We start from the raw sequence: 19,452 nt of genomic DNA, 5'->3' as shown, positions 1-19,452 counted from the left end.
GCTATGATTTTCTTCTTTGCGATTTTCTTCTCCTTCTTTTCCTATTATAATGAGAACTGCGAACGGTTCCTGCTCCTCTTGGACGCATCTCATGGAAAAAAGGTGGAAGTTATGACGAATTCGCTGACGACGGATCGCAGGGTTGCCAAGTCGAAGGCCGCGCTGAAGCAGGCGCTTCTCGGCTGGATGTCGCGCAAGGAGTTCGGCGAGATTACCATTACGGATATCGTCGAATCGGCCGAGCTGAATCGCGGCACCTTCTATAAGCATTATTCGTGCAAGGAACAATTGCTTGACGATATTCTAAGCGACGTGCTGTCCGATCTGATCCGCGCGTATCGCTATCCGTACGCCAACATGAAGAACTTCGATGTCCAGATGCTGCGCCCTTCCAACATCAAGATCTTCGATCACGTGCAGAACTATGCCGCCGTCTATACGCTGATGGTGAAGACGAACAGCCTGCCCGAGTTCAAGAACCGCATTTACGAGACGTTGAAGCACCTCTATCTCGCAGACATGACGGAGCTCTCCCCGAATCCCGCGATCGACAAGGAAGTGATGGCGTGCTACCAGGCGAACGCGGTCCTTGGCATTATGACGGAATGGGTGCAGAACAACTTCAAGCACAATCCGGCCTACCTGGCCGAACAGCTTGTCGAATTGACGCGGCTGAATCGCTCGCAGGAATCGTACCTCTCGAACCTCGATTGATCGTATCGCGAACAAGAATGACATCTAGCGCAAGAGCTTCGGCAGCGGGCCGAAGCTCTTTTTTCCAAGTGGGGAATCTGCCGTTAGTTGCTTGTCCAGCCGCCGTCGACGGGCAGCTCGACGCCGGTAATGAACTTCGCGTCGTCCGAGGCGAGGAACAAGTAAGCATGTGCGATATCCATCGATTCGCCGGCATGGGGCGGAAGCGGAGCATGGTTCACGTAGAATGAGCCCATCTCCTCCTGCGACTTGATGCCCGCGTTGACAGCGAGGCCCGTGAAGATGGCGCCCGGATGCACGGAGTTGACGCGGATATTGTCCTTGGCGAACCACTGGGCCGCGTGCTTCGTGAGCGAGCGGACGGCGCCCTTGGACGCGCTGTAGGCGGCGCCTTGAGCGTCGGAGATGCCGCCGATAATGCCGGCGATCGAGGACGTGTTGACGATCGAGCCTTTGCCGTTCTTCTGCATGTACGGGATGACGGCCTTCATGCCCAGCCAGACGCCCGACGTGTTGATGTCCATCACTTTATTCCAGTCCGGCAGCTCGGCTTCGAGAATGCCCTTGGCAATATGAATGCCGGCGTTGTTGACGAGAATGTCGATGCGGCCGTACTTGGCAGCAGTCTCTTCGACAACCGACTTCCACGAATCGGGGTTGGATACGTCAAGCTTCAGCGCGATCGCTTCGCCGCCCGCGGCGACGATCTCGTTCACTTTCTCCTGGAGCACATCGACGACAATGTCCGTTGCGACGACCTTCGCGCCTTCTCTGGCGAACAATTGAGCGCCCGCAAGTCCCATTCCGCTTGCCGCTCCCGTGATGATGGCTACTTTGCCTGTCAGTCTGCCCATTGTGCACAACATCCTTTCTTTTTGGCCCGAATGCGATTCGGCTTTACACTCCAAGTATAGGAATCGGAGGCGAATAGCTCAATCGGCAAATGAAAGCGCTTTTGTTCATTAAGCGACAGCCCCCGCTCCCGTATCGATTATCTGACGGGAATGCCGCGATAACGAACACTTGGCGCGTATTTGTCGCTTCTGGCCGACATGGCAAAGAACCGCCAGGGAGGGCGCCCTGACGGTCGTTTATGCGATTTTTCACATTCGTTGGCCCGGATTCGAAGGAATCGCGGCTTTTTATGCGGCTTTTCGCATACATGCGGCAACTCGGCCCGGACTTTTCTCCATGTATGCTATTTTTCACATATAATTGCCCAAACTCCCTGTTTGCGAGCTGTGCCAATGTGAATTTTCGTATAAAAATCCGGCTGCCAAGCGGCATCGACGGCTTCCGTCCTCCTTCCGTCTCGCTTGCAAGGGCTCGAGTGGGGGCGGAGCAGCGTGTCGCTAGGTCGGTGCGGCCTATAAAGGCGATTGGCGGCTCGTTCGCTCGCGGATCGCTTCATTAACAAGCCCGCGCCGCGCGAGCAGCCAGTCCGCCTCGCGCGGATAGGCGCGGAACGTAAGCGGCGTCTCGAGCCCCTGCTCCAGCAGCCGCAGTGTTGCCTCCCGTCCGGCGAGCGACTCCAGCAGCCTCAGAGCCCGCAAGTCCTGAAGCGCTTCGCGCACGACCTTGAGCCGGATCGACTCGACCGGTCCGTTCTCGCCCGGGTAGACGAGGAACGCGTCGCCCGACGGGAACGCACCGTCCGCGTCCGTCGTCTCGAACGGGTTGACGGCCCGCAGCGAATATTGCGAGTACCAGAAGTTGTAGCCCCAGTGCAGGAAGCCCTTCATGCGGAACTTGTACAACTGAGCGCCGAGAATCCGGCTGCGCGCCGACGGCATGTCGAAGAAGCGGTTCGCGACTTCCTTGTATTGGGCGCAGCAGTAGTACGTCCACAAGTCCGGCACGCCGGCTTCGAGGAACGGCTCGATGCGATCGCTCCCCGGAATCGGCTGGCCGACGAGTCCGCGCTCGTAGAACGCGAAGTCCGACAGCGCGTCCAGCACCGGCAGCTCGCCGACATGACGGCGAAGCCGCTCGCTCGCGGCCGTGTACGAGGCAAGGTCCTCCTCGCGCGGCTCGTCGGAGACATGGAAGAACACGCGGCCCTCCAGGCCGTGCTCGCGAATGTAAGCCAGCAGCGCGGGCAGGAAGCTGTCCAGGAATCGGCCGTACTCCTCGCCCGCGGCGTCGGTATGCCAGCCGAAGCGCTTCGCGAGCGCGCCGTTCTCCTCCGCCTCAATCTTCGGCGCGTGCTTCGCTCCCCATTGGGTGAACAGATGCGAGAACTCGAAGTTGCGTATGCCGACGCGTTCGCACATGCCGATCCAGCGCGTCAGCCGGTCGAAGCCGAACGCGTAGCCGTCCGCCGTCAGCTTCACATCGACAAGCTGCACCGTCGGCCGCTCGCCGCCGACCGCCGTATCGAGCGGCGGCGTAAACAGCGGCGTCAGCAGCAGGTTGACGCCATGAGCCGCCGCCGTCGCCGCATAGGCTTCGAGCAGCTCCCAATGCCGCTCGCCGAAGACGTCCGCGCCGTATTGCGTCGCAAGACAGTCGGCGTGAAGCCATTCCGTATGCAGCAGCTCCTGTTCCGGCAGTACGACATCGATGACGTCCAACAGAAATGTCTCGGCTGCGGCCGCAGCGCCGTCATCGTTCATGAAGCGCACCTCGATGGGGTGCACCCCCGGCGCTTCGTCGGCCGCCGCAACCGCCTCGATCCAGAGGGCGCGCCACTGGTTCGGCAGCGCCCGGAGCTTCCCGCCCGGCCCGAGCGGCAGCAGCGGGTCCGGGAACAGCCCCGGCTTGCCGCGCAGCACGTGCGCGTCGGCGTCGCCGTAGCCGGGCAGCGCCGACGGCGCGAGGCCAACCGCTTGCGCGGTCAGCGTGCCCCGCCAGCCCGGCGAAGCGACGGTCACGCGCGTCCAGAGGCTCCGGGCCGCTTCGGGCAGCCGGTACGCAACCTGGAACGAATACGCTTCGCCGCGCAGCGCCGAGCCCGCGCCATGCTCCCCGTGCGTCAGCTCCTCATCGGGGAACACCTTCGCGAGCGAGCTGACGCACCTCATCTCCCAGCGAATCGTTGTTGTCGCCTGTGTGCTCATTCGCCTTCCTCCTCTCCCTCTTGCCGATCCCCGCCGTTCGCTCGGTCGTCGTCCACTCGGCCGTCGTCCGCTCGGCTGTCGCTTGCTCGGCCGAAGCCCGCCGCGCGGAACGCCTGCGCCAGATCGCCGATCAGATCGTCCGGCGACTCAAGGCCGACATGCAGGCGGACAACCGGCACTCGCCTGCGCGGCGTCCCGCGTCCGCCCTCCTGCAGGCTGACCAGGCTCTCGTAGCCGCCCCAACTGAAGCCGATGCGGAAGCAGCGCAGCACATCGACGAAGCGGGCGAGCCGCTCCCGGTCGGCGCCCGCCTCGAACGAGAGCAGGCCGCCGAAGCCGCGCATCTGCGCGCGGGCCAGCCCGTGCTGCGGATGCGCAGCAAGGCCCGGGAAGTGGACGCGGTCAACGAACGGCAGCGATTCCAGGTAAGCGGCGACCGCGAGGCCCCCGGCCTGGTGGCGCTCCATGCGCAGCGGCAGCGTCCGCAGCCCGCGGTGCAGCAGCGCGGCCGTCTGCGGCAGCATCACCGCGCCGAGCAGCACAAGCTCCTGGCGGCTCAACTCGGCAATCGCCGCGGCGCTGCCGACAACGACGCCGCCGAGCGCATCGCTGTGGCCGCCGACATACTTCGTGAGCGAATGGACGACGAGATCGACGCCCAGCTCAAGCGGCCGCTGGAAAATCGGCGACGCCCACGTATTGTCGACGATGGTGCGAATGCCCCTCGCGCGGGCGGATGCCGCGCAGGCGCGCAGATCCTGCAGCTCGAAGAACAGGCTTGTCGGGCTCTCGAGGTACAGCAGCTTCGTGTTCGGCCGATAAGCCGCTTCGATCGAGGCGAGGTCGGCACCGTCCGCGAAGTCCGCTTCGATGCCGAAGCGGCGCAGGTAGTCGCCGATGAAGCGCCGGGCCGGGCCGTAGGCTTGATCGACGCAGACGATATGGTCGCCCGCCCGCACGGAAGCGAGGACGGCCGCCGAGATCGCGCCCATGCCGGTCGCGAAGCAGCGGGCGTCCTCGCCGCCTTCCAGCTCCGCGAGCCTCGCCTCCAGCGCGCGGACGGTCGGATTGTTGCCGCGCGAATAGACGAAGCTGCCCGCATCTCCGTCCGCCCGGTCCATGTCGGCGACGGTCGGGAACGCGAACAGGCTCGTGTCGTAGATCGGCGTATGCACGGCGCCGTAATGCTTGCCGTCGTAAGCATCGTGCGCGACGATCGTATGGGAGTCGCGAAGTCGGCCGCTCACGAGACCACTCCTTGGCCGCCGTCGGGGCCGATCGTCTGGTAGACGTCGGACTTGGCCGCCTGCTCCGCCTTCAAGCACATCAGCGCGCTCGAGATGCCCATCGCGAGCGGCGTCGCCGAGCGCTCCTCGCCGCGCATGACGCCGAGGAAGTTGAGCGCAAGCGCCGAATCGCCGCCGAAGTGCGGCAGCTTCGCCGCTTCGAGCTTGTACGTCTCCGTCCGCGGCGTATGGTGCATGAATACCTTCACCTCGTCGCGGTACCAGTCGAACTCGACCGTGCCCTTGTAGCCGATGAGCCGCGCGCCGCGCCGGCCGGCTTCCTTCCTCGCATAGAAGTTCTGCGAATAGACGGCATGCATCCCCGTCTCGTAGCGGATCAGAATGCTCGCGGAATCGTGATTGCCCGTATCGACCGCGAAGGCGCAGCCGTCGCCCGTCGATTCCTCCCGCGCGACGCGCTTAAGCACGTACGGGCTCTCCGGACACGTATAATATTCGTCGCAGTCGCCGCAGCGGAGCCCCGCAGGCTTGCCGCCCGCGAACACCCGCTTCGACTCCATCGCCGCCACCGCCGTCGGCTCCATGCCGAGCAGGAAATTCAGGCAGTCGAGATCGTGCGTCGCCTTCTGCAGGAACAGCCCTCCGGTCTCCGCTTCGTTGCGGTACCAGTCATGGTAATAGACGCCGCCGTACGGCACATTGTTGACCGCTTGCACATGCTCGATCGTGCCGAGGCGGCCCGAATCGATAATTTCCTTGACGAGCACCGCCGCCGGCGTGTTGCGCAGCGGGAACGAGACGACGACCTCCGACGTCGAGCGCGCCGACGCCTCGCGCAGCTTCGCCAGATCCGCCGGCGTAATGCCGACGGGCTTCTCGAGGAACAGCGGGAGGTTGCGCGCCATCACCTTGAGCGCCATCTCGGTGTGCAGCGAGCAGCGGGTGCCGATCATAACGCCGTCGAGCTCCTCCGCCGCCAGCATATCGTCCGCACGCTCATAGCAGCGAACCCCTTCGGCGGCGCTCCCCTTCTGTCCGAGCTTCGCCTGCGCCTTGCCGATATCGATGTCGGCCACGGCCGCCACCTGCACCCCTTGCTCCAACTCCAGCAGCCGATCCACAAAATAATGCATGCGGGTGCCGTATCCGATAATGCCGACTCTCATCGCGATCCTTCCTCCTTCTTCCGTCCGTTATCCCAGCTCCGCGACATCCTGCAGCACCGCGACCGGGCGAGCCGTGCCGTGCAACTCGAAGACGACCAGCTCGTTGACGCCCGCCCTCAGCAGCGGCGCCGGCACATACAGCGTCTTCTGCGGACCGCGCTCCCAATAACGGCCGAGATTAAATCCGTTGACATAAGCGACGCCCTTCGTCCAGCCTTCGAGCTTCAGGAACGTGTCCGCCGGCTCGTCGACCGTGAACGTCCCCCGATAGAAGGCAGGCTCGTCGCCCAAGTCGCCAAGCGAACCGCTCGTCCCGCAAGGCTCATACACCAGGCCCGACAGATCGCTTAGCGGCAGCGTGCGAATCGTCCAGTTGAACAGGAAGTGATTGTACAGCTTCGCGCCGGTCTTGACGCCCTCCGTGATGCCCTTCACGTCCCGCAGCCGCGAGCCGTAATTGATGCGCCCCATATTTTCCACCAGAATGCCAAGCTTCGCCCCTCCGGCGGGAATGTCGGCGACAACGGAATCGGCTCCCCACCGCTCGACAACGCCGACGAACCGCCCGTCGAGATAGATCGAGGCCCGATCCCGAACCTCCTGCACGATGATCGCACACTGCTCCTGCGGACCGGACACCTCCGTCTCATACCAGAGGAAGCCGTAATCCTGGCCAAGCCGCTCCATCGTCTCGGGATAGACGGACGGAATCGCCGGCCCCAGCCGATCGAACGATGCGAACAGCGAAGCGCGCTCCGTCAGCCGCACGTTCCCGTAGCCCCGCTTCGGCGAGACGGCGGGCAGCGGCACATCGGGCAGCTCCGCATACCGGCCGATCACGTCCCGGATCGCCCAATACTTGTCCGTCGGATCGCCCGATTCGGACAGCAGCGCATGGTAATCGTAGCTCGTCACCGTCGGCTCGTAGAACTCGATATGGTTCGCCCCGTTGTAGAAGCCGAAGTTCGTGCCGCCGTGGAACATGTAGAAGTTGACCGAAGCGCCGGCCGCGAGAATGCGGTCCAGCACGTCGACGACGTCCTCGTAGCCCCGCACATGGTGCTCGTCGCCCCAGTGGTCGAACCAGCCGTTCCAATATTCCATGCAGACGAGCGGCGATTCCGGCCGATAGGCGAGCAGCCGCGCGAACGCCTGCTCCGGCTTCGAGCCGAAGTTCAGCGTCGCGAGCGTTCCCGGCAGCGTGCCGCCCTGCAGCATGTAGTCCTCCGAGCCGTCCGAGGTGAACAGCAGCACATCCATCCCGGCCCCGACCATCGTATCCTTCAGAAAATTCAAGTAATTCCGATCGTTCCCGTAGCTGCCGTATTCGTTCTCGATCTGCATCGCGACGATCGGGCCGCCCGATGTGCAGAGAAGCGGCTTCAGCCGCGGCAGCAGCTCGTCGTAATATGCCTTAACCTTCGCGAGGAACCGCGGATCGCCGCATCGCAGCCGCAGCTCGGAGTCGGCCAGCAGCCAGGCGGGCAAGCCGCCGAATTCCCATTCCGCGCATATATAAGGGCTTGGGCGCACAATGACGTGCAGGCCCAGCTCGCCCGCCAACCGCACGAACCGCTCGACGTCCGCGATGCCCTCGAAGACGAAGCGCCCTTCCTGCGGCTCGTGCAGGTTCCAGGCGATGTACGTCTCGACGGCGTTGAAGCCGCAGGCCCGCAGCTTGCGGAGGCGATCCTCCCAATAATCCGGCACGATGCGGAAGTAGTGCATCGCGCCGCTGATGAGGCGAATCGGCTTGCCGTCCAGGACGAAGCCGTCGCCTGCGATCTCGAATGTAGCCATCTCGTTCTCCCCCGCTAGTCGGGCGTGCCCGCACGGTATTCGAGGGGCGTCACGCCGACCGTTCGTTTGAACAGCTTCTGGAAATAAATTTTGTCGCCGTAGCCGACGAGATGGGCGATCTCGTACACCTTCAGGCCCGGATGGTCGCGCAGCAGCATCTTCGCCTTGTCCATCCGCACCCGGTTGAGGTAGTCGGTAATCGTCTCGCCCTTCTCGCGGCTGAACAGCTTGCTGATATAGCTTGCGTTAAAGCCGACCTTGTCGGCGATGTAAGGCAGATCGATGTCGCGATTGTACTCCCGGTCGATCAGCTTGCAGATCCGATCGGCGGTCGCCGCGCCCAGGCTGTGCGGCGCCGGTGCCGCCGCCGCGCCGGTCGGCTGCGGATCGGCAGCGGGGGCGGCCGCAGGAGCCGCCGCTCCGGCATCCCGCTCCGCCGCCTGCTTCGCCTCCGCGCACCGGTCCAGCAGCTTGAACACCTCGACCTTGTCCATCGGCTTGAGCAGGTAATCGGTCGCGCCCGCGCGCAGCGCCCGTCTGGCGTACTCGAAGTCGTTGTACCCGCTCAGCATGATGATGACGACGTTCGGCAGCTTCTCCTTCGCCTGCTCGATGAAGCGCAGGCCGTCCATCATCGGCATCTCGATGTCGGTGACGATGACATCGAGATCGTCCGGTCCCATGCCGGACAACTGCAGCATCGCCTCCAGCCCGTTGCCGTGCTGGCCGGCGATCTCGACGCCGCCCGGATACCTGGACAGAATCTTGGCGATGCCAAGGCGAATCTGCTCCTCGTCGTCGACGACCATAATCTTCAGCATCTCTCCGCCTCCTCCCGCTCCGGCGGCAGCGGCAGCCGAATCTCGACGACCGTGCCTTCGCCCTCCCGGCTGTCGATCCGCAGACCGTACGCCTCGCCGTACTGCATCTTGATCCGCTCCCGCACGTTGCGCAGGCCGATGCCCCGCCCCCGCGCGGCGGGCGGAAGCCGGCCGGCGACGCGTTCGCGCAGCGTCTTCAGTTCCTGCTCGCTCATGCCGCAGCCGTCGTCGGCGACGATGAAGACGACGTCCGTCCCTTCATGGCGGACATCGATCCGGATCGTGCCGGTGCCGAGCCGGTTCTTGAACGCGTGATGGATCGCGTTCTCGACGATCGGCTGGAGCATAAGCTTGACGCAGCCGATGTCATGATCGCGCTCCGGAATGTCGACAAGCACCGTGAACTTGTTCGAGAACCGCATGTTCTGCAGCGCGATGTAGTTGCCCAGATGCTCAAGCTCCTGCCCGATCGTCGCAAGCTGCTCCTCGTGATTGACGCCGTAGCGGAGCAGCTTCCCGAGCGTGAACGTCATATCGGCCACTTCCTCGTCGTCGTTCAGCTCCGCCTTCATCCGGATCGTCTCGAGCGTGTTGTAGATGAAGTGCGGATTGATCTGGCTCTGCAGCGCCGCATATTCCGCTTCCTTCTTGCGCGTCTGCGTCGTCTTCACCTCTTCGAGCAGATCGCGAACGCGCGTCACCATGATGTTGAAGTGCCGGCCCAACATGCCCACCTCATCCCGGTAGCGCTGGTTGAAGCTGACGTCGAGATTGCCCGTCTGCACCTCCTGCATCAGCGTCTTGATCTTGCTGAGCGGCCGGGTGAGCGCGTACGAGATCGCAATCGCGATGCCGAGCGCCAGCAGCACGAAGAGGCCCGACATGAGCAGCGTCACGTTGCGGGTGACCGCCGCTTGCCGGGTCACTTCCGCCGTCGGAATGTAGACGATCAGCTTCCAATTGGTCAACGAGGATCTCGCATACGTCGTGATGTACGATTCGCCGTCGATCCGGATCGGGAACGATCCCGAGGTCGCCGTCGCCTGCCGGACCGACTCCTCGCTTGACAGATCGCGGGTGAGCAGCGAGCGATCGCTTGCGTAGATGACCTTGTCGTTCTCGTCGACGAGCACCGTCTGCCCCTTCGTCACGTCGTCGAGGTCGCGGAACTGCCGCTCGAATGCCGTAATATTCGTATCGAAGACGATGAACCCGATCGGCGCAAGATCGAACTTCACCTGCTTCAGCTCCCGAATGACGGAGAAGGCGTAGTAATTGTCCTTCCCGGTCGACACCTCCTGCGTGCTGACGAGCACGGGATTGCCGTCGGCTTCCATCGCGATCTTCGCCCATTCGTCCCGGACCTCGTCGAGGTTGTTCCGGATGCCGCCGGTTTTGATGTTGTATTTGAAGCGCCCGTAGTTATCGAACACATAGACCGACACGGTATCGGGCTTGATTTTGTTCAAATTATTAATGTAGAGATCCATTCCCTGCTCCTTGGCCAGCCCTGTGTTCGGATCGGCCAGCCAGCCGAGAAAGTCCTTGTTGTACAGCGGCATCGCCGACATATTGTACAAGTCCGTCACGTAATCGTCGATCTTGAGCAGCGTCTTCGAGGTGATCTCGGTCGCGTACGACGTCGTGTTCGCCTTGATCGAGCGGGCATAATAATAGGAAGAAGCGTAGCTGATCATGAAGAGCGGAAGGCAGACAAGCGTCAGGAAGACGATCAGCAGCTTCTGTTGCATGGTGAGATTCGCGAACGCCACCCATAACTTCTCGAACGCCCTTCCCGCGATTCGCCATCCCATCTTCGTCATGCCGCTTCCTCCCGTTGTCTGAACGTGCGAGTACCGTTATTTTACTGCACCGTTCACGATCCCGGCAAACACGTACTTCTGGAAGAACAAATACAGCACAATGATCGGCACCATAATCATCAGAATGGCCGCGGACATCATCTCCCATTCGGTGCTCCGCTCCGACGAGAAGTTCATCAGGCTGGTCGATACGACCGTCAGCTTCTGCGCCGGCATGTACAAGTACGGGGTGAACATGTCGTTGTAGATGTTGATCGTCTTGATGATGATGATCGTCGCCGTCGCCGGCGTCAGCAGCGGGAAGATGATCGTCCGGTATATGCGGAACAGCGATGCGCCTTCCATCATCGCGGCCTCGTCGAGCTCCCTCGGAATATTCCGCAGGAATTGCAAATAAATAAAGAGCTGCAGCACGCTCGTACCGAGGTTAAGGACAATCGCCGCCCACAGCGTGTTGTACAGATGCAGATTCTTCACAACGGTGAACGTCGCGACCTGCGTCGTAATCATCGGCACGAACGACAGCGCAATATACGTGCCCATGATGAGCTTCTTCAGCCTGAACTCGAACCGGCCGAGCACGTACGCCACCATCGTCCCGAGCGCCACGTTGCCGATGACGGCGGCGACAATGATGAGCAGCGTGTTCCAGTAAGCGCGGTCCAGATGCGCACGCGTCATCACCGAGACGAAGTTATCGAAGTTGAGGAAGCTGTGCGGCAGCTTGAAGACGCTCGTCTGGGCGAATTCCGTCTTGCTCTTGAACGCGTTCATCACGAGCACATACGGCGGGAACACGATCAGGACAACGGCTATCCACAGAATGAAGTGCTTAAATAGAGTCAACGGCGCGAATGCCTTCTCTCTCAATCCGACCACCTCCGCGTTGCGAGCCGCTGCACGCCCAACACGACAACGACGAGGGCAATCAAGGTGATGCTCATCGCGGACGCCAGGCCGAAGTTGTTGAACTTGAACGCCGTCGCGATCGTCTTCGTCAGGAACGTGTCGCTCGCGCCGAGCGGGCCGCCGCCCGTCAGAATAAACGGCAGGTCGAACATCTCGAGCGTGCCGATGATCGTCAGGAACAGGTTAAGCTCGATGACCTGGGTAATGTTGGGCAGGACAACGCGCATGCTCGTCTGGAAGCGCGAAGCGCCGTCGATCTTGGCGGCCTCGACAATCTCCGAAGGAACGGACTGCAGCGCGGCGAGATAGATGACCATGTTGAGGCCCATGAACTTCCACAGTGTAATGAAGCCCAATACGTGATTGACCGCCTTCGGCGAACCGAACCAGCTGATCGCGAGGGAGTCGAGCCCCATGCCGCGCAGCAGCGTGTTGAAGGAGCCGTATTCGGAATTGAACACGTAGTTGAACATATAAGCGACGGCGACGCCGTTCATAATATAAGGCATGAACAGCATGACCCGGTACGCGTTGCGCCCCTTCAGCCGCGAATTGAGCAGCAGCGCGAAGAACAGGCCGAGCGCGTTCTGGAACAGCCCCCAGATCAGATAGACGAAGTTGTGGCCGAACGCCTGCCAGATCTCCTTCGTCTGGAACACTTCCTTGTAGTTGGCGATGCCCGCCCATGTCTTCTCCGGGCTGAAGCCGTCCCAGCTCATGAAGCTGAGATAGACCAGATAGCCGGCAGGATACAGGGAGAACAACACCAGCAGCACAATCGGGACAAGCAGGAACAGGACGATCAGAATCCGCTTCTGCAGGCTGTACGATAGGCTGTCGACCATCCGCTAACACTCCTTTCTTATCGACGGACGCGGCGGCAGAGACGACGAAGCGGATGTCCGTAGGACCGGCCATCCGCTTCTGTCGGTCATGCCGAGAATCGATCCGCCCGTCCCGTTACTTGCCGAGCGCCGCCTTCGTCGACTTCCACTTCTTGTTGTAGCTGTCGAACACGTCCTGCATCTTGCCGACCGTCACTTCTTGAATGAACTTGAACGGATCGAACTGCATCTTGTTCTCGACGGCCTTGACGTCTTCGCTGATCGACTGGGCTTCGAGCATCTCCGGGTTGTAGGCCATAAAGTCGGTAATCTGCTTCAGGCTTTGCTGTTGATCCTTCAGCGGCGAGATGATCATATGGTCGGCGTAGTCGCCCGACTCTTCGAGCAGGAACTTGATGAACGCCTTGGCGAGCGGCTTGTTCTTGCTCGTCGCGCTGACTGCGTATGCCCAGTCGTTGCGCATCATGCCCTTGTACGTGCCGCTGTTGTCGTACGGCAACGGCACAAAGCCGATGTCGTCGAGCGACAGGCCGTTGCTGAGCAGGTTCGAGATCGCCCAGTTGCCGATGTACATCATCGCGGCTTTGCCGGAGGCGAGATCCTTCTGCGTCTGATCCCATGTCGCCGAGTAGACGTCCTTCTCGAGATAGCCCTTGTCATAGAACTGCTTCAGGATGCCGAGCCCCTGGCCGTAAGCGCCGTCGACCGTGAACGGCGTGTCCGTATTGATCTTGTCGTTGCGCAGGTCCGTGCTGCCGTAGATGAACTCGGCCGGATCGGTCCAGTATTGCAGCGTCCAGGCGTCCTTGAAGGCGGTCGCCATCGGCACGATGCCCGCAGCCTTCAGCTTCTCCGCATCGGCGAACAGCTCGTCCAGCGTCTTCGGCGGCTCGGCGATGCCGGCCTTGGCGAATGCCTGCTTGTTGTACAGCAGGCCGTTGATCGCCACCTGTTGCGTGATGCCGTACAGCTTGCCGTCGTAGGAATTGTAGTCCTTGAAGTAAATGTTGTCGTTCAGCCCGAGGTCGTCGAGCGGTTCATAGAACTTCGGCAAGTCCGATTGCGTCGTCTCGACGAGGGAGAGCACGTCGGGCAACTCGTTCGCAGCCATCCGCACGCGGATCGTCTGCTCGTAATCCTTCAGCCCTTCGATCTTGACCGTCGTTCCCGGGTATTTGGCTTCGAACGCTTCGACGTACTTCTTCAGGTCGGTATCGGCCAGCTCGGTCCGGTGCGTCGCCCACGTGATCGTGCCCTTGATCTCCTCGCCGCCGTTATCGGCGCCGCTTGCGCCTGCGCTGGCCGACTCGCTTGCCGGCGCGCTTGCCCCCGTATCTGCCGAAGCGCTCGCCGACGGCGATGCATTCGAATCGTCGTTCGAGCTGCCGCACCCGGCCAGCAGCCCGATTCCGAGCGTGATCGCCAACCCTGCTGCCACATTCTTCTTTTTCATTTGTTAGCCTCCCCATTTTGCTTGCTGCGCTTATGGCCGATTGCCTAAGTTTATACTATGTCAATTAAAATCACATTCAAATGGCCGCATTTTGTTTTTGTTAGCTATTTTTTGTTTGTTGAAGCGAGGACGAGGGCGATTGGCCTCCGATGTGTTCGCTTACATTTTTCGGCAAGGAACACGATGATTGGAAGGCGTTTTCAAAATGTCACTATTCCTAACATAAACCCCGCATCGAAGTCCGCCCTGCTCCCCTGCCGCGCTTCTGCCGCTTCCGACGCTGCCGCCGCTGCTGCCGCCTCCCCGCCCCCTCCTCACAACCATCACAGTCACATTCTCCCCTCTAGACAGTGGAATCGTCCATCTCGCCGCCGCTCCCCCCTCTTCTATAATCTTTACTATCTACTCGAGGAGGGCTGCAGGACCATGAGAAAAACCCAACCATACGCATTCATCATGCCGAGTCTGCTGTTGACCCTGGCGCTTGGAGTCTACCCGATCCTGTGGGCTCTCAGGTATATGTTCTACGACTATCCGGGCTACGGCTCCGCCACCTACGTCGGACTGGACAACTTCGCCCGGCTGATGCGGGACGCCGAATATTGGAACTCGGTCAAGAACACGTTCATCTACGCCGGAGGCAAGCTGGTGCTGACGCTCCCGCTCTCGCTTATTCTGGCCGTCATCCTGAACAAGGCGTTCCGCGGCCGGCAATTGCTTCGTGCGATCTACTTCCTCCCCACGATCATCAGCGCCTCCGTCATGTCCATCGTCTTCTTTATTATTTTCAACGCGTACAACGGCATGGCCAATCAGTTCCTGATGAAGTACCATCTGATCTCGTCCCCGATCAACTGGCTCGGCGCGGATTACGCGATGCTGACCACGATTCTGATCGCCGTCTGGGGCGGCGTCGGCAACTACATGCTGTTGTTCCTCGCCGGTCTGCAGGGCATTCCGAACGATCTGTACGAGGCTGCTTCCCTGGACGGAGCGAATGCGGCGCAGAAGCTGTTCAAGATCACGATCCCGATGCTCGGCCCCGTGCTGCAGATGATCGTCATGTACGCCATCACGGTTGCGCTCAAGGGCTACGAGAGCATTATGGTGTTCACCGGCGGCGGCCCTTACGGCAAGACCGACGTCATGTACCTGTACGTGTTCAAGCAGTTCTTCCCCATCTCCGCTGACACGGCCAGCATGCAGCGCTTCGGCTACGGCAGCGCGGTCGGCTTCGCCTCGGCGATCATCGTCGGTGTCGTGACGGCGCTCTACTTCTACTTCTCTAGGAAGATGGACAAAATTTATTAAAGAAAGCGAGGAAGCTGTCCATGACTTCGGCGAAAATACTGACTCTGGTGCCGAGAACGATTCTGTGGCTGTTCCTGCTCCTGACGGCCTTCCTGATGCTCTTCCCCGTGGCGCTTACCGTGCTCGGCTCCTTCAAGACGAACCTGGAGGTCACGGTCGGGGCGACGATTCTGCCCAAGGTATGGCAGTTCGGCAACTACTCGACCGCCTGGAAGGCGGCGAACTTCTCCCGGTTTACGTGGAACAGCACGTTCGTGAGCGCCGCCACGACGGTCGGCACGCTTCTGGTGACGACGATGGCGGCCTACGCCGTCGACCGCGCCAACTTCTTCGGCAAGCGCTTCTACGTTGTGCTCCAAGCGAGCATGCTGTTCATCTCGATCGGGGCGGTTGTGCTTCGCCCCCAATTCGACATGATGATCGGCCTCGGCCTGCAGAAGTCGCTGTGGGGCGTCATCATCATCCTGATCAGCGCCCATGCTTCGATCTTCTTCATGCTGATCGGCTTCTTCCGCGGCATTCCGCGCGATCTCGACGAAGCCGCGCTGATCGACGGCTGCAACTTCTACTCCGTATTCTGGCGCATCGTGCTGCCGCTGCTTCGCCCGGCTCTTGCCGTCTGCGGCCTGTTCGTCTTCCGCGGGGCGTGGAACGAATACATTCTTCCGCTCGTGTTCACGATGACAAGGCCCGAGCTGCAGACGCTCACCGTCGGACTCGCCGGCCTGCGCTACAGCATCGGCTCCGCCTCGGAGACGCAGCTTATGCTGGCCGGAGCGTGCCTGTCGATCCTGCCGATGCTCGTCGTTTATATTTTCGCCAACAAGTCGTTTATGCAAGTATCCGCCGGAGCCGTGAAGGGATGACCTGTTGCGCTATAATGGGAGGCGGGGAGTGATATCTCATGAAGCATGCCTACTATCGGTTATCCCTTAAGCAACGAATTCAGCTCTTCTACATTCTCTTGACGGTGTTCTGCATTCTTGTGACCGGGATGCTCTCCGATTACTTCGCGTCCCGGGTCATGGAGCGCAATGCGCTCGGCCTGAGCCAGAATACGCTGAACAAGTCGGCACAGGTGCTGGACGAGCACCTCCGTCACGTCATCGTCTCCTCCTACACCTTGATGCTGAGCGATGCGTTCGTTCAGACGATGAAGGACGTCCAGGCGAAGAACAATACGAGTTACTACCGGAACCTGTCCGCGCTGCAGGTTCCTTTCGTGCAGTTGAAGCTGAACGAGCCGCTCGTGGAATCCGTCCTGCTGAACACGCCGATCGGCGACTTCTATGCGACCAAGGATACGAAGCTGGCGTCGACCGACTACTACCGGGAGTTCGGCTCCTGGCTCGATCGGCCCTCCTGGAGCGTCCAATGGATCGGTTCGCACGAGGACTCCCTGTTCGTGGGCGGCAAGCGGGTGCTGTCCCTGCTCCTTCGTCCTCTCAGCAGCCAATACTCCTCCGACGTCTTCCTGACCGTCAACCTCAATGAGGCGCTTGTCCGCGAGATTGTCGAGGAGAATCTGATCGACGACCAGGTCGGCTTGTACCTGCTCGATGCGGACGGCTCCGAGGTGGTGCGTCCGTCCAGCTCGTCCATCGACTTCGGCGCGGAGCCGGCCTTCCTGAGCAACATGTCCCGCAGCACCGGCAAGGGCTTCTTCCGCTTCACCGACCGCGACGGCAATCGCCAGCTCGTCAACTATGCCGGCTCGACGATGAACGACGGCTGGACGCTTGTCGGCGTCCAGTCCGAGGCGGAACTGCTGCGGCCGATGAAGAACATTCGCTGGCTCATCCTGATTATTATGGCCGCCTGCGTCATTGTTGCGCTGCTCTTCTCCAAGCTGCTGTCGGACGTGCTGCTCAAGCCTCTGTACAAGCTGCGCCGCCTGATGGCCAAGGTCGAGAAGAACGACCTGGACGTTCGCTTCGAGAGCCCTTACGAGGACGAGGTCGGCCATGTCGGCCACAAGTTCAATCGGATGCTGGAGCAGCTCCAGACGCTGATTGCAGAGGTCAAGGCGTCGGAGCAGGAGAAGCGCAAGTCGGAGATCAAGGCGCTTCAGTCGCAGATCGAGCCTCATTTTCTATACAACACCCTTAACACGATTTATTGGAAAAGCGAGAGCGAGGAGTACGCCGACGTGCAGGAGATGATTGTCTCTCTGTCCCTGCTGTTCCGGCTCGGCCTGAACAACGGCAACGAGATCACGACGCTCGAGAAGGAGCTCGACCACGTCCGTCAATACCTGTTCATCCAGCAGAAGTGCTACGAGGACCGGTTCGACTTCTCCATCTCGCTGCAGGACCGGGCGCTGCTCTCCATGCCGATTCTGAAGATCCTGCTGCAGCCGCTCGTCGAGAATTCGATCCTGCACGGCTTCGAGCATGTCAAGGAGCACGGGATGATCCGAATCGACGTGCGCCGGGAAGGCTCCCATCTGCGGCTGCGCGTGGCGGATAACGGCAGCGGCATGGACGTCGACCAGGTGCTCCGGCGAATGAACGAGCCGGATTCGTCGCTGAAGGGCTACGCGCTCGCGAACGTTCGGGCGCGGCTGACGCTATATTACGGCGCGCAGGCTTCCATGACGCTCACGAGCGATCCCGGCCGGGAGACGGCCGTTACTCTGCTTATTCCCATGCCGAAGGAGGAATACGAATGGAACGGATCGTAACGATGTGCGTCATCGACGACATCAAGACGGTCGTGAACGGGATCGCAACCCGCATCCCGTGGGACCAACACGGAATCGAGGTCGTCGGCACGGCGCTGGACGGCTCGGAGGGGCTCGCGCTGATTCGGGAGAAGCAGCCCGACATCGTCGTCACCGACATCCGCATGCCGGGCATCAGCGGCATCGACATGGTGAAGCTGGTCGCGGACGGAGACATTCCGTCCAAGATCATCTTCATCAGCGGCTACACCGACTTCACGTACGCGCAGGAAGCGGTCAAGCTCGGCGCATTCGATTACCTGCTGAAGCCCTTCACCCCGAGCCAGGTTGTCGACGCGGTGACGAAGGCGAAGGAAGCCGTGCTGAGCGAGCGTTCCCGCCGCGACGTCCTGCGCGAGATGGAGCGGCAGCTTGCCGAGAGCATGCCCCACCTGCGGCAGGAGTTCTGCCGCAGGCTGCTCCGCTACGACTCGAGCCTGGAGTCGCTGAACCGGCAATGGGGCTTCCTGCAGATGGAGATGGCGTATTCGCCTCTGCTCGTCATGATCGCCGAGATCGACAACTTCGAGGAGAAGGCGCGGGAGCTGCCGATCAAGGAGGTCGAGCTGGGCCGGTTCGCCGTGCAGAACGTGCTGGAGGAGACGCTCGCCTCGCACACGAAGTTTATTCTGCTGCGCGAGAACGTGCACCAGTTCGTCGCCGTGTTCAACCCGCCGGGACAGCTCGATGCGGCGGAGCTGCTGGAGCGCTGCCGGGAGAATATCGACAGGTGGACATCGCAGTCCGTCTCGATCGGAGTCGGCTCCCAGGCGGACGGCATCCAGAGCGTTTATTTGTCTTATGAGCAGGCGAAGGCCGCGCTGTCCTATTCGTTCTACAGCGGCGGCAACTGCGTCCTGCCCTATACCGAGAAGAGCGGCTTCATCTCGCCTCGCTTCTCGGCCGACAAGGAGAAGGAGCTGCTGTTCGCGCTGCGGTCGGGCAACCTGGACAGGGCGGCGAAGTGGCTCGACGATATTTTCATGGAATGCTCGCAGTACCCGGTTCCGCCCGAGCCCGCCATCATGACGAACCTGCTGTACGGACTCGCGTTCTCCATGTTCCGCGCCCTCTCGGAGCAGGTGCAGGACGAAGAGCGGCAGCAGCTCGAGACGAAGCTGGCCGAGATCAAGGAGTTCTCCTCCCTGTCGCTGAGCGGCTGGCAGCGGAAGCTTCACGACTACTGCGCGCTCGGCTGCGGCATGCTCGAGAACCGGCAGAACCGCGACGCGGCGAAGCTGATCGTGCGGACCATGACGTATATCGAGGAGAACATCGATCAGAGCTTGACGGTGAACGATTGCGCCAGATCGGTCCACCTCAGCCCGAGCTACTTCGCCAACCTGTTCAAGAAGGAGACGGGGCTGACGCTGATGCAGTATGTCACCCAGCAGCGTATGGAGAAGGCCAAGGCGATGCTCGCCGACGGGCTTCAGGTGCAGGAGATCGCCGCCTCGCTCGGGTACGAGGACCGTCCCTACTTCAGCGAGCTGTTCAAGAAGCATACAGGGCTGACGCCGACGGAATACCGGAACAAAAAGTGATATCCTCCTCCCTCCACAGTCGGAATGTCCTTCTCCCC

The 19,452-nt window shown here is 61.2% G+C and carries 15 protein-coding genes; 5 read left to right on the top strand and 10 right to left on the bottom strand.

Annotated elements, in window-relative coordinates:
* The first annotated feature begins 111 nt into the window (after positions 1–111).
* Positions 112–714 carry a TetR/AcrR family transcriptional regulator gene (locus tag E6C55_RS22205; protein ID WP_168735808.1) on the top strand — a complete coding sequence of 201 codons (603 nt, stop codon included), beginning with the start codon at positions 112–114 and terminating at the stop codon, positions 712–714.
* Positions 715–797: 83 nt separating this feature from the next.
* Here the strand turns inward: E6C55_RS22205 and E6C55_RS22200 are convergent, their stop codons facing one another.
* The 10 genes from E6C55_RS22200 to E6C55_RS22155 form a co-directional block, all read right to left on the bottom strand.
* Positions 798–1,568, bottom strand: a complete 771-nt coding sequence (locus tag E6C55_RS22200) for an SDR family NAD(P)-dependent oxidoreductase (RefSeq protein WP_136372016.1) — start codon at positions 1,566–1,568, stop codon at positions 798–800.
* 513 nt (positions 1,569–2,081) lie between these two features.
* Positions 2,082–3,773, bottom strand: coding sequence for a DUF4091 domain-containing protein (locus E6C55_RS22195; protein WP_136372015.1), 1,692 nt, complete (start codon positions 3,771–3,773; stop codon positions 2,082–2,084).
* Complete coding sequence (locus E6C55_RS22190) at positions 3,770–5,020, bottom strand: trans-sulfuration enzyme family protein (protein WP_136372014.1); 1,251 nt, start codon at positions 5,018–5,020, stop codon at positions 3,770–3,772. Before E6C55_RS22190 ends, E6C55_RS22195 begins: the two co-directional genes overlap by 4 nt.
* The gene (locus tag E6C55_RS22185) at positions 5,017–6,186 is read right to left on the bottom strand and encodes a Gfo/Idh/MocA family protein (protein WP_136372013.1); all 1,170 of its coding nucleotides are present in this window, start codon (positions 6,184–6,186) and stop codon (positions 5,017–5,019) included. Before E6C55_RS22185 ends, E6C55_RS22190 begins: the two co-directional genes overlap by 4 nt.
* 27 nt (positions 6,187–6,213) lie before the next feature.
* Positions 6,214–7,986 carry a glycoside hydrolase family 35 protein gene (locus E6C55_RS22180; RefSeq protein WP_136372012.1) on the bottom strand — a complete coding sequence of 591 codons (1,773 nt, stop codon included), beginning with the start codon at positions 7,984–7,986 and terminating at the stop codon, positions 6,214–6,216.
* Positions 7,987–8,000: 14 nt separating this feature from the next.
* Entirely contained in the window at positions 8,001–8,807 is an 807-nt protein-coding gene (locus tag E6C55_RS22175; RefSeq protein ID WP_136372011.1) for a response regulator transcription factor, read from the bottom strand.
* Entirely contained in the window at positions 8,801–10,630 is a 1,830-nt protein-coding gene (locus E6C55_RS22170) for a cache domain-containing sensor histidine kinase (protein WP_136372010.1), read from the bottom strand. The genes E6C55_RS22175 and E6C55_RS22170 overlap by 7 nt, the downstream gene beginning before the upstream one ends.
* A 36-nt stretch (positions 10,631–10,666) precedes the next feature.
* Complete coding sequence (locus E6C55_RS22165) at positions 10,667–11,509, bottom strand: carbohydrate ABC transporter permease (RefSeq protein ID WP_330999652.1); 843 nt, start codon at positions 11,507–11,509, stop codon at positions 10,667–10,669.
* Positions 11,497–12,384, bottom strand: coding sequence for a carbohydrate ABC transporter permease (locus E6C55_RS22160; RefSeq protein WP_136372009.1), 888 nt, complete (start codon positions 12,382–12,384; stop codon positions 11,497–11,499). Before E6C55_RS22160 ends, E6C55_RS22165 begins: the two co-directional genes overlap by 13 nt.
* 115 nt (positions 12,385–12,499) lie before the next feature.
* A complete protein-coding gene (locus tag E6C55_RS22155; protein ID WP_136372008.1) occupies positions 12,500–13,837 on the bottom strand; it encodes an ABC transporter substrate-binding protein in 1,338 nt (445 codons plus the stop codon).
* 426 nt (positions 13,838–14,263) lie between these two features.
* Between E6C55_RS22155 and E6C55_RS22150 the strand changes: the two genes are divergently transcribed.
* Genes E6C55_RS22150 through E6C55_RS22135 form a run of 4 tightly spaced genes read left to right on the top strand, consistent with a single transcriptional unit; the run spans position 14,264 to position 19,414 of the window.
* Entirely contained in the window at positions 14,264–15,148 is an 885-nt protein-coding gene (locus tag E6C55_RS22150) for a carbohydrate ABC transporter permease (protein WP_136372007.1), read from the top strand.
* Between the two features lie 20 nt (positions 15,149–15,168).
* The gene (locus tag E6C55_RS22145; protein ID WP_136372006.1) at positions 15,169–16,014 is read left to right on the top strand and encodes a carbohydrate ABC transporter permease; all 846 of its coding nucleotides are present in this window, start codon (positions 15,169–15,171) and stop codon (positions 16,012–16,014) included.
* A 38-nt stretch (positions 16,015–16,052) separates the two neighbouring features.
* A complete protein-coding gene (locus E6C55_RS22140; protein WP_136372005.1) occupies positions 16,053–17,831 on the top strand; it encodes a cache domain-containing sensor histidine kinase in 1,779 nt (592 codons plus the stop codon).
* Positions 17,816–19,414, top strand: coding sequence for a helix-turn-helix domain-containing protein (locus E6C55_RS22135; protein ID WP_136372004.1), 1,599 nt, complete (start codon positions 17,816–17,818; stop codon positions 19,412–19,414). The genes E6C55_RS22140 and E6C55_RS22135 overlap by 16 nt, the downstream gene beginning before the upstream one ends.
* The last annotated feature ends 38 nt before the right edge of the window (positions 19,415–19,452 follow it).

The sequence above is a fragment of the Cohnella fermenti genome (assembly GCF_004801405.1).
In the GTDB taxonomy this organism is placed as follows: Bacteria; Bacillota; Bacilli; order Paenibacillales; family Paenibacillaceae; genus Cohnella; species Cohnella fermenti.
This window is presented reverse-complemented; position numbering and strand designations above follow the sequence as displayed.

What these genes read in the sequence shown, in the direction of transcription:
- E6C55_RS22205 (WP_168735808.1), top strand. Translation starts at nt 112, where the DNA reads ATGACGAATTCGCTGACGACGGATCGCAGGGTTGCCAAGTCGAAGGCC.
- E6C55_RS22200 (WP_136372016.1), bottom strand. Translation starts at nt 1,568, where the DNA reads ATGGGCAGACTGACAGGCAAAGTAGCCATCATCACGGGAGCGGCAAGC.
- E6C55_RS22195 (WP_136372015.1), bottom strand. Translation starts at nt 3,773, where the DNA reads ATGAGCACACAGGCGACAACAACGATTCGCTGGGAGATGAGGTGCGTC.
- E6C55_RS22185 (WP_136372013.1), bottom strand. Translation starts at nt 6,186, where the DNA reads ATGAGAGTCGGCATTATCGGATACGGCACCCGCATGCATTATTTTGTG.
- E6C55_RS22180 (WP_136372012.1), bottom strand. Translation starts at nt 7,986, where the DNA reads ATGGCTACATTCGAGATCGCAGGCGACGGCTTCGTCCTGGACGGCAAG.
- E6C55_RS22175 (WP_136372011.1), bottom strand. Translation starts at nt 8,807, where the DNA reads ATGCTGAAGATTATGGTCGTCGACGACGAGGAGCAGATTCGCCTTGGC.
- E6C55_RS22170 (WP_136372010.1), bottom strand. Translation starts at nt 10,630, where the DNA reads ATGACGAAGATGGGATGGCGAATCGCGGGAAGGGCGTTCGAGAAGTTA.
- E6C55_RS22160 (WP_136372009.1), bottom strand. Translation starts at nt 12,384, where the DNA reads ATGGTCGACAGCCTATCGTACAGCCTGCAGAAGCGGATTCTGATCGTC.
- E6C55_RS22155 (WP_136372008.1), bottom strand. Translation starts at nt 13,837, where the DNA reads ATGAAAAAGAAGAATGTGGCAGCAGGGTTGGCGATCACGCTCGGAATC.
- E6C55_RS22150 (WP_136372007.1), top strand. Translation starts at nt 14,264, where the DNA reads ATGAGAAAAACCCAACCATACGCATTCATCATGCCGAGTCTGCTGTTG.
- E6C55_RS22145 (WP_136372006.1), top strand. Translation starts at nt 15,169, where the DNA reads ATGACTTCGGCGAAAATACTGACTCTGGTGCCGAGAACGATTCTGTGG.
- E6C55_RS22140 (WP_136372005.1), top strand. Translation starts at nt 16,053, where the DNA reads ATGAAGCATGCCTACTATCGGTTATCCCTTAAGCAACGAATTCAGCTC.
- E6C55_RS22135 (WP_136372004.1), top strand. Translation starts at nt 17,816, where the DNA reads ATGGAACGGATCGTAACGATGTGCGTCATCGACGACATCAAGACGGTC.